This window comes from Citrobacter sp. C1 (assembly GCF_014596895.2).
GTDB lineage: Bacteria > Pseudomonadota > Gammaproteobacteria > Enterobacterales > Enterobacteriaceae > Citrobacter > Citrobacter gillenii.
The window spans coordinates 2,410,916-2,435,559 of sequence record NZ_CP115035.1; the positions used below are offsets into that span (position 1 = coordinate 2,410,916).

At 54.1% G+C, this 24,644-nt stretch carries 18 protein-coding genes and 1 pseudogene; 9 read left to right on the forward strand and 10 right to left on the reverse strand.

The genetic code is table 11. The features are described 5' to 3' along the window. Positions 1 to 125: 125 nt before the first annotated feature. Positions 126 to 1,667: a PAS domain-containing methyl-accepting chemotaxis protein gene (locus IB214_RS11660; protein WP_117342813.1), complete on the reverse strand. Its 1,542-nt coding sequence runs from the start codon at positions 1,665 to 1,667 to the stop codon at positions 126 to 128. Between the two features lie 496 nt (positions 1,668 to 2,163). Between IB214_RS11660 and IB214_RS11665 the strand changes: the two genes are divergently transcribed. From IB214_RS11665 to IB214_RS11690, 6 genes and pseudogenes are all read left to right on the forward strand, one after another. Then, entirely contained in the window at positions 2,164 to 3,162 is a 999-nt protein-coding gene (locus IB214_RS11665) for an MsnO8 family LLM class oxidoreductase (protein ID WP_117342812.1), read from the forward strand. Then, positions 3,162 to 4,283, forward strand: a complete 1,122-nt coding sequence (locus IB214_RS11670) for an amidohydrolase (RefSeq protein ID WP_115258466.1) — start codon at positions 3,162 to 3,164, stop codon at positions 4,281 to 4,283. The genes IB214_RS11665 and IB214_RS11670 overlap by 1 nt, the downstream gene beginning before the upstream one ends. A gap of 25 nt (positions 4,284 to 4,308) precedes the next feature. Continuing rightward, positions 4,309 to 6,567 (forward strand): annotated as a pseudogene (locus IB214_RS11675) (NtaA/DmoA family FMN-dependent monooxygenase). Positions 6,568 to 6,576: 9 nt separating this feature from the next. Beyond that, positions 6,577 to 7,086 (forward strand): GNAT family N-acetyltransferase, encoded by a 510-nt coding sequence (locus tag IB214_RS11680; protein WP_096757005.1) that lies wholly within the window; start codon positions 6,577 to 6,579, stop codon positions 7,084 to 7,086. A gap of 9 nt (positions 7,087 to 7,095) precedes the next feature. Next, entirely contained in the window at positions 7,096 to 8,022 is a 927-nt protein-coding gene (locus IB214_RS11685) for an amino acid ABC transporter permease (protein WP_117342809.1), read from the forward strand. Further along, positions 8,006 to 8,779 (forward strand): amino acid ABC transporter ATP-binding protein, encoded by a 774-nt coding sequence (locus IB214_RS11690; RefSeq protein WP_117342808.1) that lies wholly within the window; start codon positions 8,006 to 8,008, stop codon positions 8,777 to 8,779. The genes IB214_RS11685 and IB214_RS11690 overlap by 17 nt, the downstream gene beginning before the upstream one ends. 139 nt (positions 8,780 to 8,918) lie before the next feature. On the opposite strand, the gene IB214_RS11695 is transcribed toward IB214_RS11690, so the two are convergent. Together IB214_RS11695 and IB214_RS11700 are read right to left on the reverse strand one after the other, a co-directional pair. Further along, positions 8,919 to 10,229 carry an MFS transporter gene (locus IB214_RS11695; protein ID WP_117342807.1) on the reverse strand — a complete coding sequence of 437 codons (1,311 nt, stop codon included), beginning with the start codon at positions 10,227 to 10,229 and terminating at the stop codon, positions 8,919 to 8,921. Positions 10,230 to 10,303: 74 nt separating this feature from the next. Further along, positions 10,304 to 11,500, reverse strand: a complete 1,197-nt coding sequence (locus IB214_RS11700) for an L-talarate/galactarate dehydratase (RefSeq protein ID WP_117342806.1) — start codon at positions 11,498 to 11,500, stop codon at positions 10,304 to 10,306. 319 nt (positions 11,501 to 11,819) lie between these two features. Between IB214_RS11700 and IB214_RS11705 the strand changes: the two genes are divergently transcribed. Further along, the gene (locus tag IB214_RS11705) at positions 11,820 to 12,824 is read left to right on the forward strand and encodes a LacI family DNA-binding transcriptional regulator (RefSeq protein ID WP_096757010.1); all 1,005 of its coding nucleotides are present in this window, start codon (positions 11,820 to 11,822) and stop codon (positions 12,822 to 12,824) included. Positions 12,825 to 12,846: 22 nt separating this feature from the next. Further along, positions 12,847 to 13,074 (forward strand): tautomerase PptA, encoded by a 228-nt coding sequence (pptA, locus tag IB214_RS11710; protein WP_117342805.1) that lies wholly within the window; start codon positions 12,847 to 12,849, stop codon positions 13,072 to 13,074. A gap of 39 nt (positions 13,075 to 13,113) precedes the next feature. Here the strand turns inward: pptA and IB214_RS11715 are convergent, their stop codons facing one another. Both IB214_RS11715 and IB214_RS11720 read right to left on the reverse strand, forming a co-directional pair. Beyond that, the gene (locus IB214_RS11715) at positions 13,114 to 15,090 is read right to left on the reverse strand and encodes an alkyl sulfatase dimerization domain-containing protein (protein WP_117342804.1); all 1,977 of its coding nucleotides are present in this window, start codon (positions 15,088 to 15,090) and stop codon (positions 13,114 to 13,116) included. 208 nt (positions 15,091 to 15,298) lie between these two features. Continuing rightward, positions 15,299 to 15,871, reverse strand: coding sequence for a flavin reductase family protein (locus IB214_RS11720; RefSeq protein WP_117342803.1), 573 nt, complete (start codon positions 15,869 to 15,871; stop codon positions 15,299 to 15,301). A 157-nt stretch (positions 15,872 to 16,028) separates the two neighbouring features. Between IB214_RS11720 and nhoA the strand changes: the two genes are divergently transcribed. Beyond that, the gene (gene nhoA / locus IB214_RS11725) at positions 16,029 to 16,874 is read left to right on the forward strand and encodes an N-hydroxyarylamine O-acetyltransferase (protein ID WP_096757014.1); all 846 of its coding nucleotides are present in this window, start codon (positions 16,029 to 16,031) and stop codon (positions 16,872 to 16,874) included. Positions 16,875 to 16,925: 51 nt separating this feature from the next. Here nhoA and IB214_RS11730 read toward each other — a convergent pair whose 3' ends face one another. From IB214_RS11730 to IB214_RS11750, 5 genes are all read right to left on the reverse strand, one after another. Then, positions 16,926 to 17,822 carry a PhzF family isomerase gene (locus IB214_RS11730; RefSeq protein ID WP_117342802.1) on the reverse strand — a complete coding sequence of 299 codons (897 nt, stop codon included), beginning with the start codon at positions 17,820 to 17,822 and terminating at the stop codon, positions 16,926 to 16,928. A 120-nt stretch (positions 17,823 to 17,942) separates the two neighbouring features. Then, positions 17,943 to 18,623, reverse strand: coding sequence for a respiratory nitrate reductase subunit gamma (narI, locus tag IB214_RS11735; RefSeq protein WP_096757016.1), 681 nt, complete (start codon positions 18,621 to 18,623; stop codon positions 17,943 to 17,945). Then, complete coding sequence (gene narW, locus IB214_RS11740; protein ID WP_115258479.1) at positions 18,620 to 19,315, reverse strand: nitrate reductase molybdenum cofactor assembly chaperone; 696 nt, start codon at positions 19,313 to 19,315, stop codon at positions 18,620 to 18,622. The genes narI and narW overlap by 4 nt, the downstream gene beginning before the upstream one ends. Then, entirely contained in the window at positions 19,315 to 20,859 is a 1,545-nt protein-coding gene (gene narH, locus IB214_RS11745) for a nitrate reductase subunit beta (RefSeq protein ID WP_115258480.1), read from the reverse strand. Before narH ends, narW begins: the two co-directional genes overlap by 1 nt. Next, the gene (locus tag IB214_RS11750) at positions 20,856 to 24,596 is read right to left on the reverse strand and encodes a nitrate reductase subunit alpha (RefSeq protein ID WP_117342801.1); all 3,741 of its coding nucleotides are present in this window, start codon (positions 24,594 to 24,596) and stop codon (positions 20,856 to 20,858) included. Before IB214_RS11750 ends, narH begins: the two co-directional genes overlap by 4 nt. Positions 24,597 to 24,644 lie beyond the last annotated feature (48 nt).

The following is a 24,644-nucleotide window of genomic DNA, read 5'->3' on the forward strand; positions in this document are numbered from 1 at the left end:
AAATTAACAAAATCCTTTTTGCCGCCCGTGCAGCGGCGAAAACAGCGTTACCCTTCATTGTGTTAGAGGGGAAAACTGTCGGCCGAGCATCCTACAGTCAATTAATCAGTGACGCAAAGCCTGCATTATGCCGATACGCCAAAGACCTGAACGGCCTGCTGCAGTCGTGAGTAACGCTGAGTTAAATCGGCGGTGGCATCAGTGACACGTTCCACCATCTCGGCGTTAGTGTGGGTCATGGTGCCGACGCGTGAAATCGAGTCATTGATCAGATCCAGCGCCTGGGTTTGTTCCCGCGTCGCGAGGCTGATGTCTTTAATCATCATCGACATCTGCAATACGTCACCGATCATGCCCGTGAGATGCGTTTCCGTCTGCTCCACCATTTTTACGCCGGAGTTGACGTTCGCGACGTTCTTCTCAATTAGCTGCTTGATCTCTTTGGCGGCTGAGGCGGAGTGCTGCGCCAGGTTGCGTACTTCCGCCGCCACAACGGCAAAACCACGACCGGACTCCCCGGCGCGTGCGGCCTCGACGGCAGCATTCAGCGCCAGAATATTGGTCTGAAAGGCGATACTGTCGATAACACCGATGATGTCGACGATCTGACTGTTATCACGCGAGATAGCCTGCATCATGCCGATGGTCTGTTTCATGATATCGCCGCCTTCCGTCGCGTTGACGCTGGTTTTATCGGCCATGGTCATCGTTTGTGCGGCGGTATCGGCGGTTTGTTGCACCGCGCTGCCAATTTCTTCAATGGCGGCGGCGGTTTGCTGCAGGTCAGCGGAGGTTTCTTCTGAACGTGTATGCAGTGCAACGCCTTCTTTTGATACCCGTTGACTGATTTCACGGATCCCGGCGATTTGAGTACTGACATCATCCACCAGAGAATTTAGATTCAGCCCGGATTGATTAACCAGTCGCATCAGCATCCCGATTTCATCTACGCGATTTAAATGACAGTTATCGGGTTTACGGCCGGAGACAACCTTTTTCATTTGACTGAGCAGCGTATTAACTGGCTGACAAATTTGGCACTTAAGGTAAATGCCAAATAGCAGAAATAGCACGATCATTCCGCCAGCCTGAATAAATGAATTCACCGGTGCGAGTGTTAATAATACGCAGGGCAGGGCTACTACCCCTAAAGCATAATTGACTCGCTGACTTATGCTTAACCATTTAAACGCAGATGTCCATGCCAGTATGCCACGACGAATAATAATGCCTTTAAACAGTCGGAAACTTTTAAATTGCTGGCTATTTATTTTTTCATACAGCTGCTCACTCTGGGCTATTTCTTCCCGTGATGGAACGGTACGCACAGAGATGTAGCCGGTTAATTTTTCACGGTGCCAGACGGGGGTGACGTTGGCGCGAACCCAGTAATGGTCACCATTTTCCCGGCGATTTTTCACCATCCCGGTCCAGCTGTCACCCTGCTGGAGAGTGTGCCACATGTCGGCGAAGGCGGCAGAGGGCATATCAGGATGGCGAATAATATTGTGGGGTTCGCCCATGAGCTGGGTTTCATTAAAGCCGCTGGCTTCAATAAAAGCCGTGTTGGCATAGGTAATATGGCTTTCTTTATCCGTCGTCGACAGCAGCGTCGCTTTCGCGTTAAGTGTGTGCTCAACTTGTGTAACGGGCATGTTACTTTTCATAGCGGTCCCTGGTGGTATGTTCAAGTCATACAAAAATCCCCGGAATAATACCAGGGGATATTAAAAAGCTGTTTTAAACCATTTTTAATAAGAAACGCTGCATTCTCTACTAATCATTAGCCTGACGAAAGTATTTCAAATAAAATTTTTGTTGTATGCGGTTTGTTAATGGTCATAAATATGAAACAATAAATACAAGTGTATAACCTAAAGAGATACTTCAGCTGACTTAAATTAAATTCAGCATAAATATAGTGCGCAAAAATAAAACTACCGCAAAATGATATTGTTGGGTTTCTGGCATAAACAGTAACCCTATTATATTTTGTAGGGTATGTTTTTTCTGCTTCTTATACCTGCCCAGGAGAGACCTTACCCGTAGTAGAAGTAAGGTTGGTTAGCGATTTTTTAGTTGAGTAAATGTGAATTAAATGTTTCTGAATGGTTGTTTGATAATTTAATAATGACGACATGTTAACAATCGTGAGCCTGTAACATGTCATATCGCCTGAGTATTCTCGATAAAAGCCCCGTAGGGGAAACCGAAACTGCTGCCATTGCGCTTGCCCGTACGCTACAGCTGGCACAGCAGGCAGAGGCGTGGGGATACCACCGCTTTTGGATAGCGGAGCATCACAATACGCCGCAGCTAGCCAGTCCGTCACCGGAGCTGGTGATCGCCTGGATCCTTGGCCAAACACAACGTATCCGCGTTGGCTCTGGTGGCGTTATGCTGCAACATTACAGCCCGTATAAAGTAGCGGAAAACTTCAATTTACTGGCATCACTGGCCCCAGGGCGCGTTGATCTCGGCGTGGGGAAAGCCCCAGGCGGTCTACCGCTGTCAACGCAGGCGCTCCAGCAGGGGCTACATCAGAGTGAAAAGGGCAGCTTTGCCGAGCCGCTTTCGCAGCTCGATGCCTGGCTGGCATTGACCGGGACGGAAACCGGGCACGCGGTATTTCCGACGCCGATCCCGCCCTCACCGCCGCAAAGATTCGTGTTGGGGGCCAGCGTGCCAAGCGCACAGTTGGCGGCCGAGTCTGACTGGAATTTCATCTTTGCCGCGCACCTGAACGGTGACCCGGCGCTGCTGCGCGATGTTCTGACTTACTGGCAAGCCAACAGTGTGCGCCCGACGATTGTCGCCGTGCAGGTGATTGTGGCGAACAATCCGGAAACTGCCGCGCAATTGGCGGAGAACGTACAAATATGGGGTGTTGAGCTGGAAGATGGTCAACGCGTGACGGTGGCCAGTGAAGAGCAGGCGTTGGCATTCGCCGCACAGGCGGGCAGCGTGCCACGAAAAATTGCCCGTCGAGCGCAGGCGTTGTTGCACGGAACGGCCGAAGATGTGGCCGCAAAGCTGAACAGCCTGCACGCGCAGTACGGCATTGATGAATTTATTATCGATACCCCGCTAGCAGAAGGTCATGCGCGTCTGACATCGCTGCATTTGTTGGCGCAGGCCCATTCCGCTGTGGAGGTCGTCTGATGTCATTGGCCTCGACGCTTATCGGCTGGCGCCGTGAACTGCACCAGTATCCGGAGCTGTCCTTACAGGAGGTGGCGACTACAGCACGTATTCGCGACTGGTTGCGTGCTGCCGACGTCAACATTTTGCCCTTTGAACTGAGCACCGGTCTGGTGGCTGAGGTTGGGCGAGGAGACGATGTTATCGCCCTGCGGGCCGATATCGACGCCTTACCGATAGAAGAGAATGCCGATGTGGCGTTTCGCTCCGTTACGCCGGGGGTCATGCACGCCTGCGGACACGACGTGCATACCAGCGTCATGCTCGGTGCTGCGCTGTTGTTGAAACAGCAAGAAAGCGCATTACCGGGGCGGGTTCGTATCCTGTTTCAGCCTGCGGAAGAAAACTTTGGTGGCGCGAAAGCGTTAATCCGCGCCGGGGCGCTACAAAACGTAGCGGCGATTTTCGGTATGCACAACGAGCCTGGCTTACCGGTGGGTGAGTTTGCCACGCGTGGCGGCGCATTTTATGCCAACGTCGATCGTGTCGTGCTGCGTATCCATGGCAAAGGCGCACATGCCGCTCGGCCACATGAAGGCAAAGATGCCATTCTGCTTGCCAGCCAACTGGTGACGGTGTTGCAAGGCGTGGCCAGCCGGGAGGTTAACACGCTGGATTCGGTGGTGTTGAGCGTGACCCGTATTCAGGGCGGCAACACGTGGAACGTGCTGCCAGAATCCGTTGAGCTGGAAGGGACGCTCAGAACCCATCGCACAGTCGTTCAGCAGCAGGTCAAATCACGGGTGAATGACATCGCCGCCGGATTTGCCCACGCCTTTGGCGCACAAATTGATGTTATCTGGCACGCGGGCCCCACGGCGCTGGTCAACGATTCGCGCTGGGCAGAGATTGCCACCGAGGTGGCAAAAACCTCCGGGTACACGACGCACTATGCCGATCTGCATATGGGGGGAGAGGATTTTGCCGTCTATCTGCAAAATACGCCCGGGGCATTTGTCAGTATTGGCAGCGCCAGCGAATACGGATTACACCATCCGGGATTTAATCCTGACGAACGATTAATTGAACCCGCCGCGCAGTACTTTACGCATTTAGCGAAAACGGCATTCACACACCTTTAATTTTACCTGTTGGGTAGGGGGTACTATGGCTAAAAAAAGGCAATTACGGTTGGGTACTATTCTGCATGGTGCCTCCGGGAATATGTCAGCATGGCGTCATCCGGCAGCACTTGCCGATGCCAGTATTAATTTTGAGTTTGTCAAAGACACTGCATTAATTGCCGAGCAAGGTAAACTGGATTTTATTTTTGTTGCCGATGGTTTGTATATCAATGAGAAATCCATCCCACATTTTTTAAATCGCTTTGAACCGCTAACGGTATTGTCGGCACTGGCGAGCATCACCAACAATCTGGGACTGGTGGGCACGGTTTCAACCTCATACAGCGAACCGTTTACCACCGCGCGGCAATTTGCCAGCCTCGATCATCTCAGCCAGGGGCGCGCTGGATGGAATGTGGTGACATCGCCACTGGAAGGTTCAGCAAAGAACTATTCTCGCGCGCAGCACCCGGAACATGCTCAACGCTACCGTATTGCCGATGAATATTTGCAGGTGGTCAAAGGATTGTGGGATTCGTGGGAAGAGGATGCGTTTACCCGCAATAAAACGAGCGGTGAATTCTTTAATCCGCAGAAACTGCATACGCTCAATCATCATGGCGATTATTTCCAAGTTGCCGGCCCCTTAAATATTGCCCGTACACCACAAGGACGGCCGATTATATTTCAGGCTGGCGCTTCTGAGGATGGCAAGAAATTAGCAGCAACACACGCTGACGCCATTTTCACCCATCAGGAATCACTGGCAGAGGCCAAAGTTTTTTATCAGGATGTGAAAAGCCAGTTGGAAATAGCGGGGCGGGGTGACGATGATCTGCATATTTTCCAGGGCGTCAGCGTCATTGTGGGTGACACCGAGCAGGATGCTGAACAGCAATATCAAACCACCGCAGCGCTGGTTTCCATTAACGACGCGCTGAATTACCTCGGCCGCTATTTTGAACATCACGATTTCGCGCAATATTCCCTTGATGCGCCGTTCCCGGAGCTCGGCGATCTCGGGCAAAACAGTTTTCGCAGCACCACCGATGAAATCAAGCGCAATGCACGTGAGCGCGGGTTAACCCTGCGCCAGGCTGCGCTGGAAGCGGCCAGCCCACGCCCCCGCTTTAGCGGTACGCCGGAACAGGTGGCTGACGGCCTGCAGCAGTGGTTCGATGAGAGAGCCGCCGACGGATTTATCATTCAGGGCGGCACGCCGGACACCTTCCCACGCTTTGTTGAACAGGTGATCCCGTTACTTCAGGCGCGCGGTCTGTTCCGTCTTGACTACCCCGGCACGACTTTGCGTGCCAGCCTTGGCTTAGCGACACCTGCCAATCAATTCACACAATAAGAGACAAATACGATGCAGAAAAAATCATTACTTTTGGCGCTGTCCCTGGCTTTCAGCGCTTCCGTCTGGGCAAACGATGTCACCATCAACGGCACGGGCGTAAGCCTGGAGGCCAATAAAACGCCGATTAACACGGTGAAAAACGCCCAGGCGATCGCGCAGTTGCCCGCCAGGCTGCAGCTGGCCGTACCGGGTAAATTCACGGTGGCGATTGCCGGACTGAGCCAGCCGCCGCTGACGGTGTTTGCAGATGACAATAAAACGCTGATCGGCAGCGAGGCGGATATCGCCCGTCTGGTGGCCGACAGTCTGGGGCTGGAGTTGAACGTGGTGCCAACGTCATGGGAAGACTGGCCGTTGGGCGTAGCTTCCGGCAAATATGATGCTGCGATCAGCAATATTACCGTCACCAAAGCGCGCAAAGAAAAGTTCGACTTCGCCACGTATCGTAAAGATTCACTCGGTTTTTACGTCAAAACCGGCAGTAAGTTGACCAAAATTGAACAGGCAAAAGATATCGCCGGGCTGCGCATTATTGTCGGCTCCGGGACCAACCAGGAAGCCATTCTTCTGGCATGGAATGAAGAGAACCTGAAGAACGGGTTACCGGCGTTTACGCCAGTCTATACCAAGGATGATGCCGCCCAGACGCTGGCGCTACAGTCAGGCCGCGCCGATGCCTATTTTGGCCCTAACGTTATCGGCGCGTGGAAAGCAGCGCTCAATGGAAAAACGCAACTCGTGGGTAGCGTCGACGGTGGCTGGCCAAAGGCCGCGCATATCGCCGTAACGCTGAAAAAAGACAGCGGATTGGTACAGCCGGTGCAAACCGCGCTTAACGGTGTGATCGCCAACGGTGACTACGACAAAGTCTTGAATCGCTGGGGAGAGGGGGTGGAACGCATTCCACAATCTGAAATCAACCCGGCCGGTTTAGGCGACTAAGGAGGTAACGTGAGCGATCAATTCCGCGTGGTCTCGCCGGAGGCGGCAGAACTGCAGCCGATTCTGAACGGTCTGTTTGCTGAATATGCCGCGCGCTATGGCGATTATTTTTCCCGTGATGCTGAAGTTGAATTGACTGAATGGTATCTGGCGCCGCAGGGGATCTTTGTGGTGCTGGAGCGCGACGGCGAGATTATCGCCACCGGGGCCTACAAACCTTACGACAAAGACACGGCTGAGATTAAACGCATCTGGACCCAAAGCACCCTGCGTAAGCAGGGGCTGGCGGCGCGCGTGGTACAGGAACTGGAACGACGGGCGCTACTGGCGGGCTACAGCCGTATCTACCTGACGACAGGGTTTCGCCAACCGGAGGCCGTTCAGCTCTATTTGCGTCAGGGGTACGATCCACAATTTGATATTGCACGTAACCCGGAAGAGTACAGCCTGCCGCCGTTTGACGGTCGGCTGCGCTTTACCAAACTGTTGACCATCGCAGGTCAGGCAAAAATTGCCTGAGGAGAAAAAATGAAAACGACGGAAACCATCAAAGTCGTCCCGGCACGCTATCCGATGCGCACGGCAGGTGCGATAGTCGCGCTGTTTGTGCTGGCGGTGATTATCCAGTCGGTGGCGTTTAATCCGCGTTGGGAGTGGGGCGTGTTTGCCCGCTGGTTCTTCGACCCGGTGATTTTGTCCGGTCTGGGGCAAACGTTGCTGCTGACCCTTATCGGCACACTGTTGAGTGTGGTGTTCGGTGGATTGCTGGCACTGGCACGTCTCTCATCATCGTGGCTGCTGAATAGCCTGGCCTGGGGATACATCTGGCTGTTTCGCTCGCTGCCGCTGATCGTGGTGCTGATAATCTTATACAACTTCTCGTATCTGTACGACACGCTGACGATTGGCATTCCTTTCACCCACGTTCAGTGGGGCAGCTTCGCGACCATCAATGTACTGGGTCAGTTTTCTACCGCGGTAGTGGGTTTGACGCTGGTGCAAAGCGCCTATACCGCCGAGATTATTCGTGGCGGATTTCTCGGTGTCGATCACGGCCAGTATGAGGCTGCGGCAGCGCTGGGTTTACCTGCCTGGCGACGCACGCTGCGCATTATCCTGCCGCAGGCGCTGCGCACCATTTTGCCTGCCGGCTTCAATGAAATTATTAGCCTGGCGAAAGGCACGGCGATGGTTTACGTGCTGGCGATGCCGGAGCTGTTTTACACCATCCAGATGATCTACAACCGTACCCAGGAGGTGATCCCGTTGCTGATGGTTGGGGCGGTGTGGTATCTGGCGATCACCAGCGTTCTGTCGCTGATTCAACACCTGGTTGAACGCGCGCTGGCCCGCAGCGAACGGCGCTCAGCCATCAATACCACCCGCGTCAGCCGCGCAGTTAAAGGTCGCCGTCAACTTACGCCTCAGGAGGTCGTCCATGTCCCACTCGCCTGAAGGCCATATTTCCATTACTGGCGTCAGCAAGTCCTTCGGCCGCCATAAAGCGCTGGATGACGTGTCGCTGGAGATCCCGCCTGGTACGGTAACGGTTATTCTCGGGCCATCGGGTTCGGGAAAATCCACGTTACTGCGGGCCATCAACCATCTGGAGCGCGTCGATGAAGGCTTCATTCAGATTGACGGCGACTATATAGGTTATCGCCGACAGGGAGACAAGCTGTATGAACTGAAAGAGGCAGACATTCTGCGCCAGCGCATTAACGTGGGTTATGTGTTTCAGAACTTTAATCTCTTCCCACACTTAACGGTACTGGAGAACCTGATTGAAGCGCCAGTGGCTCACGGACTCTCGTCACGGAAATCCGCTACCGAGCGGGCATTAACCCTGCTGGATGCGGTAGGCTTGCGGCATAAAGCCGATGCCTGGTCACGCCATTTATCTGGCGGGCAGCAGCAGCGTATCGCCATCGCTCGTGCGCTGGCGTTGAACCCGCGTGTGATGCTGTTTGATGAACCGACATCCGCGCTTGATCCTGAACTGGTGGGCGAAGTGCTGGATGTCATTAAAGGCCTGGCAAAGTCCGGTACCACGTTAGTGGTGGTGACGCACGAGATTGGTTTTGCCCGGGAGGTGGCGGATCAGGTGGTGTTTATGGTCGATGGTAAAATCGTCGAGCAGGGTAGCAGCGAGCAGGTACTGAATCATCCGCGTCATCCGCGCACGCAGCAGTTTTTGTCGAAGGTGCTGTGAACCGGGGCGCGCTATGCGCCGCGGGAAAATGGCTAACCTCGATGCAGCGAGCGCTGAGCAAATCGTAGCCGTAAAAAAACGCTGTTCCGCAGGAGTGCAAGTCCCGGAACAGCGGGCGAAATATCGCCATACGGTTAAATCACGCGACGGACGGCGTCAGGGTAATACGATCCAACGGTCCGACGACAAACAGATACGAACACAGCCCAATCAGCCCCATCGAGCCGACGTATAAAATGGCGTAATCAAACGACTGGGTATTGGCAAGGATGACGCCGATAACCAGTGGGGTGATGATACTGGCCATGTTGCCGCACATATTGAACACACCTCCGGCAATGCCCAACACTTCTTTTGGTGAGGTATCGCTGAGTACGCACCAGCCCAGATTGCCAAAACCTTTGGCGAAAAATGCCAGGCTCATGGCGGCAATCACCACAAATTCTGAAGAGGTGTAGTTGGCGATAACAATCACGCAGGAAAGCAGCATCCCGCAGATGACCGGCAGCTTGCGGGCAACCGTCAGGCTGTAGCCGCGTTTCAATAACCAGTCAGAGAACACGCCACCTAACAATCCACCGATAAAACCGGCAATCGCAGGAATACTGGCGACAAACCCGACCTTGAGAATCGACATTCCCTTAGCCTGGTACAGATAAGTCGGAAACCAGGTCAGGAAGAACCAGGTAATGGATGTGACACAGAACTGCCCGATATAAACACCGATCATCATCCTGTTGACGCAAACGCTTTTAATCTGCGCAAAGGTGATTTTTTGTGGTTCTTTCTTATTTCCCAACGATGGTTCGCCACCGCCATTACGAATGTAGTCAAGTTCCTGCTGGTTAACTTTCGGGTGATGCATCGGATCTCTGATCTTAACCAGCCAGAATATACCCAGAATAACGCCAATTGCCCCGATATAATAAAAGACAAAATGCCAGCTCAAATTATGCAATATGATGGTCATCAGCGGCGTAATAATGCCTAGCGAGATATATTGCGCTGCCTGATAAACTGAGGTGACAAACCCGCGCTCGTTATTAGGAAACCACTGTACACTCAGGCGACTGTTGGCGGGGAAGGCGGGGGCTTCGATAGCGCCCATCATCAGACGTAAGATAATCAATACGATCAGCGGACTGGCATACAGATAAATGGTGCCCTGAAACATGGTCACCAGCGACCAGCCGATCAGCGCGCAGCCGTACACCAGGCGAGAGCCGTAACGGTCCAGTAACCAGCCGCCTGGCAATTGCATAATGACGTATGAAATACCAAATGCAGAAAAGGCCAGCCCCATTGCTTCAGGGTCAAAACCCAACTCTTTACTCATAATCGGTGCGACAACGGATAACGTTGCACGATCGGCATAATTAAATACGGTGGCCAGAAACAGAAATATCAAAATACTGTAACGCACTTTAGTGCGCTTTATTATTGTGTTCATCACCCACTCCTGTTATTAGGTTTGAGAGCGTTTCTGTAGGGAAAGAGGGCGGGTATTATTCCCCGCCAGATACGTTAAGGGCGCTTGCCAAATTCACAGCTTAACTGCGTCCAGCGGCGTGCCTGTTCGCTAATACTGAATCCCAGACCATGGCGATCTGAAACCCACATCCGACCATCGCGCAGTTCCAGTTGTTCATTGAATAACGGGTTCAGCCATTCAAAATGCTCCAGCCACGGTTCAAGTGGGTAAGCGGCGGACAGATGCAGGTGCACTTCCATGGCAAAGTGTGGAGCCAGCTTGCGCCCGTGTTTTGCCGCCAGGTCCATAATTTTAAGGAATGGAGAAATACCGCCCACGCGTGGGGCGTCGGGCTGCACAAAATCACTGGCGTTGCCGAGGATCAACTGCTCGTGCTCGCGGAAACTGGTCAGCATTTCGCCGGTGGCAATCGGTGTATCAAGCGCAGCAGCCAGTTGAGCGTGGCCTTCAATGTCATAGGCATCCAGCGGCTCTTCAATCCAGATCAGATTGAACTGTTCCATTTTGCGTCCCATGCGAATGGCGGTTTCCCGATCCCACTGCTGATTGGCGTCAACCATCAGCGGGAAGTCATCGCCCAGCGCTTCACGCACCGCGGTTAAGCGACGAATATCTTCGGCGCAGTTTGGCTGACCGACTTTCAGTTTGATGCCGCCAATGCCGTTTTCGCGGGAGATAACCACGTTTTTCAGCACCTGATCCAGCGGCGTATGCAGGAATCCTCCGGAGGTGTTATAGCACTGAACGGAGTCGCGATGTGCGCCCAGCAGTTTTGCCAGCGGCAGGCCCGCGCGCTTGGCCTTCATATCCCACAGGGCGATGTCGAGAGGGGAGATGGCCTGGACCGCCATCCCGCTGCGGCCAACGGAAGCGCCGGCCCACAGCAATTTGGTGTAGATCTTGTCTATATCGTTCGGATCTTCGCCAAGCAGATTATCGGCGATCTCTTTGGCATGCGCATAAATACCCTGACCGCCTGCGCGCTTCGAGTAGCTAAATCCCACCCCTTCAAATCCGTCACGGCTACGGATCTCAGCGATGATAATGGCGACTTCAGTTAACGGTTTCTGGCGACCGGTGAGCACTTTGGCATCGCTTACTGGCGTTGCCAGCGGCAGAAAGGCTAAAGACAGTTTTACCCACTCAATACGGTCGCCTGTTTCAGCCGCTGTTTTTGCGTTGGCCGTTTTGGCATAAGTTACGGCATCGGAATTCGCACTTAGTAACATCTTGTTCTCTCCTGGTGGTTACAAAATGATTGCGCTAACATTTTTAATGATGGCGCAATCATTACGCCAGTAAATTGCTTCTGATTTGAACAATCGATCACAAATGCGGAGATAACAGGGGCTGTTTTTATAAACAGCATCACATTCCAATGCATTGTGTGAAAATGCACAAATCATTATGATGGCGCTAACATTTCACATGGTGTTATTTCACTAAGCTGCTGTTTTCTCAGCGTTATGCACCAGGGATGCTGGCAATGGCTGAAATCATGATGAATAATGCACAAATCCATCGGCGATTTTTACAAAGGCATCAACCGTGAAAAATTCCAGACCTCCCCGCGCACCAACGCTGGAAGATGTTGCCCGCACCGCGGGATTATCGCCAATGACCGTAAGCAGGGCGCTGAATACCCCGCAAATGGTGCGCCCGAAAACAGTAGAAAAGGTGATGCAGGCCGTTCGCGCCACCGGGTATATTCCCAACGCACTGGCGGGGGGATTGGCCTCACGCCGCAGCAAACTGATTGCGGTAGTGGTCCCACAAATTAACAACAATATGTTTGTCGATACCATTCAGTCGTTGAGCGACGAACTGGCTGAACGTGGGTATCACATCTTGCTGTGCGTGGCTGGGTATACGCAGCAAACCGAAGCCGAGCTGGTAGCGACGCTGCTTTCTCGTCGACCGGACGGCGTGGTGCTCACGGGTATCCACCACACCGTTGAGCTGAAAAAAGTGATCCTCAACGCCGCCATCCCGGTGGTGGAAATCTGGGATTTGACGCCAACCCCCATCGATATGCTGGTGGGGTTCTCGCACGAAAAAGTCGGGCAGGCGGTGGCTGACTATCTCCTTGCAAAAGGTTATCGTCGCCCGGGCCTGTTATGGACCGCCGATCGCCGCGCCGGTCAGCGTAAACACGGACTCTGTGATGTGTTGAGTCGCCATGGCATTACCACGGTGCCGCAGGTGGATGTGCCGCTTCCGGCTTCGCTGGCGTTGGGACGCAGTGGCTTGACGCAGCTTTTTGCCGACAGCGAATTTGATGTGATTGTCTGTAGCTCGGATACCCTCGCGCAGGGGGCAATTATGGAGGCGGAAAGCCGTGGTTTGGCGGTACCACACGATTTAGCGGTGGTGGGCTTTGGCGATCTTGATTTTGCCGCTAGCAATCGCCCGGCAATTACCACCGTCAGCGTAGACCGACGTGCCATTGGACAGCGGGCCGCCTCGCTGCTCGCCGACAGAATTGAGCACATTCCTCGTGAAGACGATATTATCGATGTCGGATTTCATCTTATCGTACGCGAGTCCGCGTAAAGACAATAATAAGGAACCTGCTATGCCGCACGTTGATATTAAATGTTTTCCCCGCGATTTGAATGACGAACAAAAATCCGCGCTGGCGGCGGAGATTACCGAGGTGATCGTTCGCCATCTGCAAAGTAAAGACAGCTCGGTGAGCGTCGCGCTCAATGAGGTTGACCCAAAAGTCTGGCAGCAGGTGTGGGATAGGGAAATCGCACCGCACATGGATACGCTGATTAAAAAACCGGGTTACAGTATGTGAGAGAAAACGGGCGGATAATCCGCCCGTTGTACGTTATGTTTAAGGGGTAACGATATTGAACCAGAACTCGAATTTATCCATGTAGCCCAGCATAGAATCAAGTTTAGCGCCGTCACCGGTCACCTTCACATCGCCACTCTGTTCAGCCTGTTTCAGCGTCACTTCCTTAAGGATGATTTTGTTCAACGTGTCACGGTTGAGCGTGATAGTTGCGTCTGCGTCTTTGGCTTCAGAATTGGCGGTGTGGTTTAGCACACCGTTTTCCAGCTCCAGCTTGTATTTACCGCCGTCGCTACCGAGGTCGATGTTGAATACCGATTTCGCGTCGCCCGCTTTCTGCCCGTTAATATGCACTGCCAGATAGTCAAAGAACATTTCTGGCGTCATCGCGCGGACGGTATCCGGGCTGGCGGTATTCGGGGTTGGCCCTTTGATCACGCCGTTACGCAACTCTTGTGCGCCGGTGAGGTAGAAGTTACGCCACGGTCCGGATTCAGCCTGGTAGCCTAATTGTTCCAGCGCATCGGCTTCCAGATTACGCGCGGCCTGGTTGTTCGGATCGGCAAACACCACTTTGCTCACGACCTGCGCCACCCAGCGGTAGTTACCCTGGTCATAGTCGGCTTTCGCTTTTTGCAAAATAGCATCGGCACCGCCCATATAGTCGACGAATTTCTTCGCGGCTTCTTCCGGTGGCAATTCATCAAGCGTTGCCGGGTTGCCGTCAAACCAGCCGAGATACAGCACGTAGGTGGCTTTCACATCGTGGCTAACAGAGCCATAGTAGCCCCGGTTGGCCCAGGTATGTGCCAGCGAGTCCGGCAGTTTAAAGTTCGCAGCGATCTCGTCACGGGTCAGACCTTCGTTGGCCATACGTAACGTTTGATCGTTGATGTAACGGTACAAGTCACGCTGGCTTTTCAGCAGTGTCATGACCTTGTCGTTACCCCAGGTTGGCCAGTGGTGCTGCGCCATCAGGATTTCAGCTTTGTCCCCCCAGCGCACAATCGCTTCGTTGATGTATTTTGACCACGGCAGCGGTTCACGGATTTTAGCGCCGCGCAGCGAGTAGGTGTTGTGCAGGGTATGGGTGACATCTTCGGCAGATTCAATCAGCTTTTTCTCTTCGATGTACCACAGCATTTCCGACGGGGCTTCAGAGCCTGGTGCCAACATGAAATCATAGGTCAGACCGTCGATAACTTCTTTTTGCCCATCTTTCTCAATGATATTGGTGGGTGCAATCAGAGTAACCGTGCCCGCAGAGGTGGTGGTGCCGAGCCCCGCGCCGACCTGGCCTTTGGCGTCCGGTTTTAGCAGGTTACCGTACATATAGCTGGCGCGACGGCTCATGACGTTACCGGCCATGATATTTTCTGCCACCGCGGCTTCCATAAAGCCAGCTGGCGCATAAATCTTCACCTTGCCCGCTTTCACGTCGGCTTCATCAACAACGCCGCGTACGCCGCCATAATGGTCAACGTGGCTGTGGGTGTAAATTACCGCTACAACCGGTTTGTTACCCCGGTTTTTAAAGTAAAGATCCATCCCTACTTTAGCTGTTTCAGCAGAGACCAGCGGATCAACCACGGTGATGCCTTCTTTACCTTCGATAATCGTCATGTTCGACAAATCGAGGTTACGGATCTGGTAGACGCCATCCGTTACTTCAAACAGTCCGCTGATGTTGATTAGCTGAGCCTGTCGCCACAGGCTTGGGTTAACCGAATCCGGTGATTTATCACCTTCTTTAATAAAGGCGTACTGTTGCGGGTTCCAGACCACGTTACCTTGCTCACCTTTAATCACCTCCTGAGGAATCGGGGCGATAAAGCCTTTATGGGCGTCAGTAAAGTCGGTGTTATCAGAGAAGGGCAGTTGATTGTATAGCGCATTGTTGGCCTGTTGCGTGGCGGCAGTGGCGTCTTTTGGCGCTTCAGCAGCCATAACAGGGGCGGTAAACGATGTTAATAACCCAGCCAGGAGTAAACTTTGTGCGATTCTATTAAGTTGCATCGTAAATCCTCTCAGAGACTTCAGGACGTGCGGTGTCTACGGATAGCGTTTTGGTTAAATATTTGAATTAGAGCAAACTTAACTATAATTCACATGAATGAATCGGCAAGGTCACGGTGGCTGTTTTATCCAATTGTTTTTTTTGGAAGTTTTAAGAAAAAGTAGAATAAAAAAACGTGGATGACAGGTGGGCTGTCATCCGTTCCGATCACTCACCTGCAGTAATGCGTTTTCCGCTGGTGATAAAGGTGCCCGCACCGAGATGATGCAGGGTGTTGAGTTTGTCATCATCGAACTGCCAGCGTCCGTCGACAAAGACGCGATCGTCCGCTGCAGCGGAAACAACCTGGCCGAACAGGGTGTCATACTTCTCTTGCGCAGATGTTGCAGGCAGCAGGCGACACTCCATCCACGCCAGGCATTTAGCCTCTATCAGCGGTAAGCTCAGCACCGGACCTTTGACTACCGGAATACCGTAGCAGTTAAATTTATCTTCCACGCGACCAGAAACGCTGCCCACCGCGTAGGTCCAGTTAGTTGCCGCCACGCCGGGAATGACAATGCCAAACATGCCGCTACGTTCAATGAGTTCACGCGACCAGGCGGTCTTATCCACCACAATGGCAATACGCGGCGGGTCAAACTCAACGGGCATGGACCACGCCGCCGCCATCACATTTCGCCGCTGCGTATTTTCATCACGACTGGTTATCAAGACCGTTGGACCGTGATTTAACAGTCGGCTGGCATGGTGTAATTCAACCGGACGGAAATGACTCATGGTGGATCCTCAGTTGAGTGGATAGTGCACACAATTAATATAGATATTAACGGGATTAGCGATTTTGTCGCCCGGTATACGACGGGAGCGCACAAAATCGACGGCGGAAAATGAAAAATGCGTTATAAGTACAACATTCAACGCACAGGGATCCGGTATGACGCCTTTTTTAACCGCTTATTTTTCCCGTATTGGCTGGTCAGGTACGGCTAACGTCAACATTGACACTTTGCAGACGCTGCATTTACTGCATAACGGTGCGATTCCGTTTGAAAATCTCGATGTGCTGCTGCCGCGAGAAATGCAGCTCGACGATCAGTCGCTGGAAGAGAAACTGGTGGGCGCGCGTCGCGGCGGCTATTGCTTTGAGCAGAATGGGGTATTTGAGCGTGCGCTGCGGGAGATTGGCTTTACCGTGCGCAGTTTACTTGGGCGGGTGGTGCTGGCAAATCCGCCCAGCTTGCCGCCGCGCACGCATCGACTGTTACTGGTCGAATTACAAGGTGAAGCGTGGATTGCCGATGTTGGTTTTGGCGGACAAACGCTAACCGCGCCGATTCGTCTGCAGGCCGACATTGAACAGCAGACACCGCACGGTGAATACCGGCTGATTCGGGAAGACGAGGACTGGATCCTGCAGTTCCGTCATCATGAGCACTGGCAATCGATGTACCACTTCGATCTGGTCACTCAGCATCAGAGCGATCATCTGATAGGTAACTTCTGGTCCGCGCATTGGCCACAGTCGCATTTTCGCCATCACCTGCTGATGTGTCGTCATCTGCCAGACGGCGGTAAGCTGACCCTGACCAACTTCCATTTTACGCACTATGAAGCGGGCCATGCGGTAGAGCAGATTAACTTACCTGACGTCGCGAGCCTGTATGCCCTGTTACAGGACCGCTTTGGTCTGGGAGTTGATGATGCCAAACACGGCTTTACCGAGGCGGAACTGGCAACGGTGATGGCGGCGTTTGATACGCATCCGGAGGCGGGTAAATAGGGTGATGATTTGCCGGATAGCGACGCGATGCGTCTTATCCGGCCTACCGACTCAATTAAAATCTATCGCCCATTCGGCATGAAACAGGATCACCGCCGCACCGGTAATCGTCACTTTTTGCGGCTGATTGTCCTGGATTGCCACCGTCACCTCGACAATGCCGTCGCGTCCCAGCGCACGGCCTTGATGCCCCTGAACATGCAAGATTTTTCCGTCATGAGCCATTAGGTTGTGGTGCACCAGCCATGCGCCCATTGGACCATTGGCATTGCCGGTGACCGGATCCTCCACAATGCCAATCGCCGGTGAAAACATCCGACCATCAGTGGCATTTTCCCCTGGTCGAATCTGAAACGGGAAGAAGCCGTTGCAGCCAATGTGCTGGCTGATCGCGATTAATGCCGACTGGTCCGGGGACAGGGCGTCGAGGTCGACCTCCGGTTTCAACGGGATCATCACTTTCGAATGTCCGGTCGAGGCAATCTGGAGCGGCAGTCCCGGCAGTATATCGTCTTCGGTCAGATGCAGAGCGGCGATGATGGCTGCACGCGTGGGTCCCTCCAGCGGCGGCTCAAAAGTCGGCGTACCCTGTTCCAGACTGATGCGATAGCCGTTATTTTCAGCATGAATATCAACGCGGTGACGCCCGGCCAACGACGTTTGCCAGACGGTCGTAGTGCCCAGTCCAAGCACGCTGGCGCGAACATAGTGTGCGGCGACGGTGGCGTGCCCACAGATAGGTACTTCGACCGTTGGCGTGAAATAGCGAATACGCACGTCACTGTCGTCGCTGGTGAGCAGAAAAGCGGTTTCAGAATGACGCAGTTCACGCGCAATCAGCTGCATCTGCGCCTCACTCAGTCCGTCAGCATGCAGCACAACGCCTGCGGAATTGCCGCGAAATGGGTGTGGAGTAAAGGCATCGACGTGGTAAACCTGTGGTTTCATTGGCGTTCTCCCTGGAGTGGAGAAGCATCATAACGTGCAAAATGCTGGATGGCGACGCCCTGCGTCTTATCCGGCCTACGGAATCTCCCTGTAGGCCGGATTTGGCAATACAACGCGAATTTATCGGCGAGAACGGACGATCTGGTTACGACGGGTGAAATATTCGACCGGCGCGCTCCACACGTGGACCAGACGGGTGAACGGGAACAGCAGGAAGATGGTCATCCCCAGAACCAGATGGACGCGGAAAATTAGCGCCACGCCATCCAGATGCGCAGACGCGCCGCCCTGGAAGGTCACCACCGACTGCGCCCAGCCCACCAGTTTCAGCATTTCACTGCCGTCCGGATGTTGTGCTGAGAACGGAATGGTGGTCAGACCGAGGATACACTGAACCAGCAGAACACACAGGATCAGAATATCAGCGGTAGAGGATGTCGCGCGAATTCGCGAATTCGTCAGACGACGAACCAGCAAACCCGCGCCGCCGACCAGCGTCAGCACGCCGCAAATCCCGCCCGCAATCATCGCCATTTGCTGCTTCACTGCGATAGGCAGGAACCAGGCGTACATCCAGTGCGGGGTTAACATGCCAAACAGATGGCCGAAGAAAATCCCCAAAATGCCGATGTGAAACAGGTTTGACCACAACACCATGCCGCGTTTGTCCAGCATCTGACTGGAGGAGGCGCGCCAGGTGTACTGGCCGTAGTCGTAGCGTAGCCAGCTGCCGAGGATAAACACTGTCCCGCACAGATACGGGTAGATGTCGTAAAAAAAGACGTTCAGGTACTGTATCATTTCGGGCCTCCCGAGCTGACGTCAACATACTGTGGCGCCACGTCCTGGCTAAAGCGCCGTTGATAGCTTTGCAACGGTGAACTGTCACAGGCGGTGGCGTTATCCTCAATGAACTTCACCTGTTCCTCTTCCCATACAGCGTCGAGCGCCTGGCGGGTATCGTCACGGGTTTCTGCGCCGACCTGTTTCGTGACACTGTCACTTGAAAGCGGACTGCCCGCCAGCATGAGAAGGGCGTCAAACAGCTGATACCATGGGGTATCACGCTGCTTTAAGCGCCCGCCAAGCAGCGCCAGGATCGGCGCGACATTTTGCAATCCCTCTTTAGCCTCTGCCTCCGGCAGCACGCTCAAATACTCCAGATACAGCGGCAGGTGATCAGGCAGCTCACGGCAGGCGAGCTGTAACCCGACCTTTTCGTACTGTGCCAGCAGGTCAACCATCGCCTGACCGCGATCGCGTGATTCCGCATGAACATGTTCAAACAGCAGCAGCGAGGTGGCGCGCCCCCGGTCAAACACCTCGCACCATTCGGCTTGCTTATCCAGCAGCGGGGCACTTAACAATTCGCGGGTGAACTCGCTCAGCATCGGTGCATCACTGGCGACCAGCGCCAGCGCATCGTCCTTACATTCCCACAGCAATTCATCCGGATACTCCATCAACAGCCCGATAACCTTGAGGATCTGCATTATTCACCCTCCGCTTTATCGCGCACTTCGGTGATGTCGATAGCATCAATGCGGCTGCTGTTGAACAGGTTGAATTTGGTATCTGAACCGTGGCAGCCATCGCCGAAGGTAAAGCCGCAGCCGTTTTTCTCCGGGAAGGCATCACGGGCCATTTCGCGGTGGCTGGTCGGGATCACGAAGCGGTCTTCGTAGTTGGCAATCGCCAGATAGCGATACATCTCTTCGACCTGCTCCACGCTCAACCCGACTTCGTCGATGGCGCGGGTATCGGTGACACCTTCAACGGTTTGCGAGCGCATGTAGTGGCGCATCGCCATCATACGTTTCAGCGCGCGCAGCACCGGGCCGGTATCGCCCGCGCTGAGCATGTTGGCGAGGTATTGCACTGGAATACGCAGCGATTCTACCGCGGGCAGGATATTGCCATTGTGCGGCAGGCCACCGGCGTCGGCGATCGACTGAATCGGTGACAACGGCGGCACATACCAGACCATTGGTAGGGTGCGATACTCCGGATGCAGCGGCAGCGCCAGCTTCCAGTCCATTGCCATTTTGTAGACCGGCGAGCGTTGGGCGGCGTCAATCACGTTTTGCGGAATACCCTGTTTCAGCGCTTCTTCAATAACCGCTGGATCGTTCGGATTGAGGAACACGTCGCACTGGCGCTCGTAGAGATCGGTTTCATGCTCGGTGCTGGCCGCTTCTTCAATGCGGTCGGCGTCGTACAGCAAGACGCCGAGATAGCGAATGCGCCCGACGCAGGTTTCTGAACACACCGTCGGCTGGCCGGATTCAATGCGCGGATAGCAGAAAATACATTTTTCCGACTTGCCGCTCTTCCAGTTAAAGTAGATTTTCTTATACGGGCAACCGCTGATACACAAACGCCAGCCGCGGCATTTATCCTGGTCGATCAACACAATGCCGTCTTCTTCACGCTTGTAGATGGCACCGCTCGGGCAGGTCGCCACACAGCTCGGGTTCAGGCAGTGTTCACACAGGCGCGGCAGATACATCATGAAGGTGTTTTCGAACTGGCCGTACATCTCCTTTTGCATCTTCTCGAAGTTACGGTCGCGCGCGCGCTTAGAAAACTCGCCGCCGAGCAGTTCTTCCCAGTTTGGCCCCCAGATAATCTTGTCCATCCGTTTGCCATCAATCAGCGAACGCGGACGGGCGGTGGGCTGATGTTTGCCTTCCGGTGCGCTATGCAGATGCTGGTAATCGTAGGTGAACGGCTCGTAGTAATCATCAATTTGCGGGATCACCGGGTTGGCAAAAATTTTGGTGATCACGCCCATTTTGCCGCCCAGGCGCGGTCTGATTTTACCGTTAACGTCGCGAACCCAGCCGCCTTGCCACTCTTCCTGATCTTCCCAGTTTTTGGGGTAACCAATCCCCGGTTTGGTTTCGACGTTGTTAAACCATGCGTATTCCATACCTTCACGTCCGGTCCAGACGTTTTTACAGGTGACGGAGCAGGTGTGGCAGCCGATGCACTTATCCAGATTAAGAACCATGCCTACCTGTGAGCGTATTTTCATTTTTTCGCCTCCTGTACCTGATCGCGACCTTCATCATCCAGCCAGTCAATATTTTTCATTTTTCTAATCATGATGAACTCATCGCGGTTAGAGCCGACGGTGCCGTAGTAGTTAAAGCTGTAGGACAGTTGCGCATAGCCGCCGATCATGTGCGTGGGTTTCGGACACACGCGGGTCACTGAGTTGTGAATACCACCGCGCATGCCGGTAACTTCAGAACCGGGGATATTCATGATTCGCTCCTGCGCGTGGTACATCATGGTCATTCCCGGCGGTACACGCTGGCTGACCACCGCACGGGCGGTCAACGCACCGTTGGCATTGAAGGCTTCGATCCAGTCGTTATCCTCGATCCCCAGCTCTTTGGCGTCGGTTTCACTGATCCAGACAATCGGCCCGCCGCGCGACAGCGTCAGCATCAGCAGGTTTTCGCTGTACGTGGAGTGGATGCCCCATTTCTGGTGCGGCGTCAGGAAATTCAGCGCTTTTTCCGGGAAGCCGTTCGGTGGAACCTCACGCATTTCCGTCACGCTACGGGTATCGATTGGCGGTCGATAAGCCACCAGGCTTTCGCCAAAGGCACGCATCCACGCGTGATCCTGATACAACTGCTGGCGACCGGACAGGGTGCGCCATGGGATCAGTTCGTGTACGTTGGTATAGCCGGCGTTGTAGGAGACATGCTCGCTTTCAAGACCCGACCAGGTTGGGCTGGAGATGATTTTGCGCGGCTGTGCCTGAATATCGCGAAAACGAATCTTCTCGTCTTCTTTGTTCAGAGCCAGATGCGTGTGATCACGCCCGGTCATCGCCCCCAGGGCTTGCCAGGCTTTCACCGCCACCTGACCGTTGGTTTCTGGCGCCAGCGCGAGGATCACTTCAGACGCGTCCAACGCGGTGTCGATCAGCGGTCGGCCTTTCGCCGGGCCTTCACGCTTGGTGTAGTTCAGCTTACCGAGGAAATCGACTTCAGTCTGGGTGTTCCACGAGATGCCTTTCCCGCCGTTACCCAGTTTATCCATTAGCGGACCGAGCGAGGTAAAGCGTTCGTAAGTGGCAGGGTAGTCGCGTTCGACAACCGTAATATTGGGCGCCGTTTTACCGGCAATGAGGTCACATTCACCCTTGCGCCAGTCCTGAATATCAAACGGCTGCGACAGCTCTGCCGGAGAGTCATGCTGGAGCGGTTGCAGCACCACATCGGTTTCCTGGCCCAGATGCCCCACGCAGACCTCGGAGAACACTTTGGCAATGCCCTTGTAAATCTCCCAGTCGCTTTTGGATTCCCAGGCCGGATCAACCGCCGCTGACAGGGGGTGAATAAACGGATGCATATCCGAGGTATTCATGTCGTCTTTTTCATACCAGGTGGCGGTCGGCAACACGACATCGGAGAACAGGCAGGTGCTGGACATACGGAAATCAAGCGTGACCAGCAGGTCAAGCTTGCCTTCGATGGCCGCCGTTTGCCATTCCACCTCTTCAGGTTTAATGCCATCGCTTTCGCCCAGTGCTTCACCCTGAATACCACTTTCGGTACCCAGCAAATATTTGAGCATGTATTCATGCCCTTTGCCGGAGGAGCCAAGCAGGTTCGAACGCCAGACAAACAGGTTACGCGGGTGGTTACTGCCGTTGTCCGGTTGCTCACAGGCCATGCGGATATCACCGGACTTCAGCGCCTGCGCGGTGTATTCCGCTGGAGACAATCCTGCCTGTTCCGCTCGGGCTTTAACGGATAATGGGTTCAGGTTGAGCTGTGGGGCAGAAGGCAGCCAGCCCATACGCTCGGCACGGACGTTGAAATCGATCAGATGTCCGGTAAATTTCGACGCGTCGGCCAGCGGAGAGAGCAACTCCTGGGCGGTGACTTTTTCATAGCGCCACTGGCTGGAATGGTTGTAGAAAAACGAGGTGCTGTTCATCTGACGCGGAGGGCGGTTCCAGTCCAGCGCAAAGGCCAACGGTAACCAGCCGGTCTGCGGGCGCAGTTTTTCCTGTCCGACATAGTGCGCCCAGCCGCCGCCGCTTTGACCGACACAGCCACAGAATACCAGGATGTTAATCATCCCACGGTAGTTCATGTCCATGTGGTACCAGTGGTTGACGCCTGCCCCGAGGATGATCATCGAACGACCATGGGTTTTGTGCGCGGTATCGGCAAATTCACGGGCAATTTGTTCGATATGACGGCGAGGCACGCCGGTGATTTGTTCGCCCCAGGCCGGGGTGTAGGCTTTAATCTCACTGTAATCACGGGCCGCGAGGTCATCATCGAGTCCGCGATCGAGCCCGTAGTTCGCCAGGACTAAATCGTACACGCTGACCACCGGACAACGGCGGCCATCAGCGAGGGTAAGGTGCTTAACCGGTAGTTTACGCACCAGCACCGGCTCCTGCTTCACGCTGCGAAAATGCGGATTTTCGTTACCACCAAAATAGGGGAACGCCACACCCGCCACCTCATCATGCTGGCCGAGTAATGACAGGGACAGTTCTGTTTCCGTGCCGGCAGCCAGCGACTCGAGGTTCCATTTGCCTTTTTCGCCCCAGCGAAAACCAATAGAACCATTCGGTACCACCAGTTCACCGGCGTTGTTGAAGGCCACGGTTTTCCATTCAGGGTTATTACTTTCACCCAGTCCGTCGACGAGGTCCGAGGCGCGCATCATCCGTCCGGGTACAAAGCTACCGTCTTCCCGGGCATCCAGCAGCACCAGCATCGGCATATCGGTATAACGGCGGCAATAGTTGATGAAGTAGTCGCTGGGCTTATCAAGATGGAATTCTTTGAGGATAACGTGACCCATGGCCATCGCCAGCGCGCTGTCAGTGCCTTGCTTCGGTGCCAGCCACTGATCGCACAGCTTGGCAACTTCCGAGTAGTCCGGCGTAATAGCGATGGTCTTGGTGCCTTTATAGCGGACTTCAGTAAAGAAGTGAGCATCTGGCGTACGGGTCTGCGGAACGTTTGAGCCCCAGGCAATGATATAGCTGGAGTTATACCAGTCGGCGGATTCCGGCACGTCAGTCTGCTCGCCCCAGGTCATAGGTGAGGCCGGAGGCAAGTCACAGTACCAGTCATAGAAACTCAGACAGGTGCCGCCGAGCAGCGACAGATAGCGTGTCCCCGCTGCGTAGGAGACCATCGACATGGCAGGGATGGGGGAGAATCCGGCTACGCGATCCGGGCCGTAGGTTTTCACCGTCCAGACGTTAGCGGCGGCGATCAGTTGATTTAATTCTTTCCAGTTGGAACGGATAAATCCGCCACGTCCGCGTACCTGTTTGTAGCTCTGGCACTTTTGCGGATCGTGCATAATGGATTCCCACGCCAGTACCGGGTCGGGCTGGCGGGAAAGGGCGTCGCGCCACAGTTCGACCAGGCGTTTACGCACCAGCGGGTATTTCAGGCGGTTGGCGCTGTAAAGATACCAGGAATAGCTGGCACCGCGCGGGCATCCGCGAGGTTCATGGTTAGGCAGGTCCGGGCGGGTGCGTGGATAGTCAGTTTGCTGGGTTTCCCAGGTGACCAGGCCGTTTTTAACGTAGATTTTCCAGCTGCATGAGCCGGTACAGTTGACGCCGTGGGTCGAGCGGACAATTTTATCGAACTGCCAGCGTTGACGATAGCTGTCTTCCCAATCCCTATTGGTGTGCATGACTTGCCCGTGCCCGTCGGCAAACGTATCGCCCTTTTGTTTAAAGTAACGAAAGCGATCCAACAGTTTACTCATGACATTTCTCCTGCTCCTAATGGACGCTGCCTACGATCTGCAGGCCAA

What these genes read in the sequence shown, in the direction of transcription:
- IB214_RS11695 (WP_117342807.1), bottom strand. Translation starts at nt 10,229, where the DNA reads ATGAACACAATAATAAAGCGCACTAAAGTGCGTTACAGTATTTTGATA.
- pptA (WP_117342805.1), top strand. Translation starts at nt 12,847, where the DNA reads ATGCCGCACGTTGATATTAAATGTTTTCCCCGCGATTTGAATGACGAA.
- IB214_RS11720 (WP_117342803.1), bottom strand. Translation starts at nt 15,871, where the DNA reads ATGAGTCATTTCCGTCCGGTTGAATTACACCATGCCAGCCGACTGTTA.
- IB214_RS11750 (WP_117342801.1), bottom strand. Translation starts at nt 24,596, where the DNA reads ATGAGTAAACTGTTGGATCGCTTTCGTTACTTTAAACAAAAGGGCGAT.
- narW (WP_115258479.1), bottom strand. Translation starts at nt 19,315, where the DNA reads ATGCAGATCCTCAAGGTTATCGGGCTGTTGATGGAGTATCCGGATGAA.
- IB214_RS11670 (WP_115258466.1), top strand. Translation starts at nt 3,162, where the DNA reads ATGTCATTGGCCTCGACGCTTATCGGCTGGCGCCGTGAACTGCACCAG.
- IB214_RS11660 (WP_117342813.1), bottom strand. Translation starts at nt 1,667, where the DNA reads ATGAAAAGTAACATGCCCGTTACACAAGTTGAGCACACACTTAACGCG.
- IB214_RS11700 (WP_117342806.1), bottom strand. Translation starts at nt 11,500, where the DNA reads ATGTTACTAAGTGCGAATTCCGATGCCGTAACTTATGCCAAAACGGCC.
- IB214_RS11730 (WP_117342802.1), bottom strand. Translation starts at nt 17,822, where the DNA reads ATGAAACCACAGGTTTACCACGTCGATGCCTTTACTCCACACCCATTT.
- narH (WP_115258480.1), bottom strand. Translation starts at nt 20,859, where the DNA reads ATGAAAATACGCTCACAGGTAGGCATGGTTCTTAATCTGGATAAGTGC.
- IB214_RS11715 (WP_117342804.1), bottom strand. Translation starts at nt 15,090, where the DNA reads ATGCAACTTAATAGAATCGCACAAAGTTTACTCCTGGCTGGGTTATTA.
- IB214_RS11690 (WP_117342808.1), top strand. Translation starts at nt 8,006, where the DNA reads ATGTCCCACTCGCCTGAAGGCCATATTTCCATTACTGGCGTCAGCAAG.
- IB214_RS11665 (WP_117342812.1), top strand. Translation starts at nt 2,164, where the DNA reads ATGTCATATCGCCTGAGTATTCTCGATAAAAGCCCCGTAGGGGAAACC.
- IB214_RS11685 (WP_117342809.1), top strand. Translation starts at nt 7,096, where the DNA reads ATGAAAACGACGGAAACCATCAAAGTCGTCCCGGCACGCTATCCGATG.
- nhoA (WP_096757014.1), top strand. Translation starts at nt 16,029, where the DNA reads ATGACGCCTTTTTTAACCGCTTATTTTTCCCGTATTGGCTGGTCAGGT.
- narI (WP_096757016.1), bottom strand. Translation starts at nt 18,623, where the DNA reads ATGATACAGTACCTGAACGTCTTTTTTTACGACATCTACCCGTATCTG.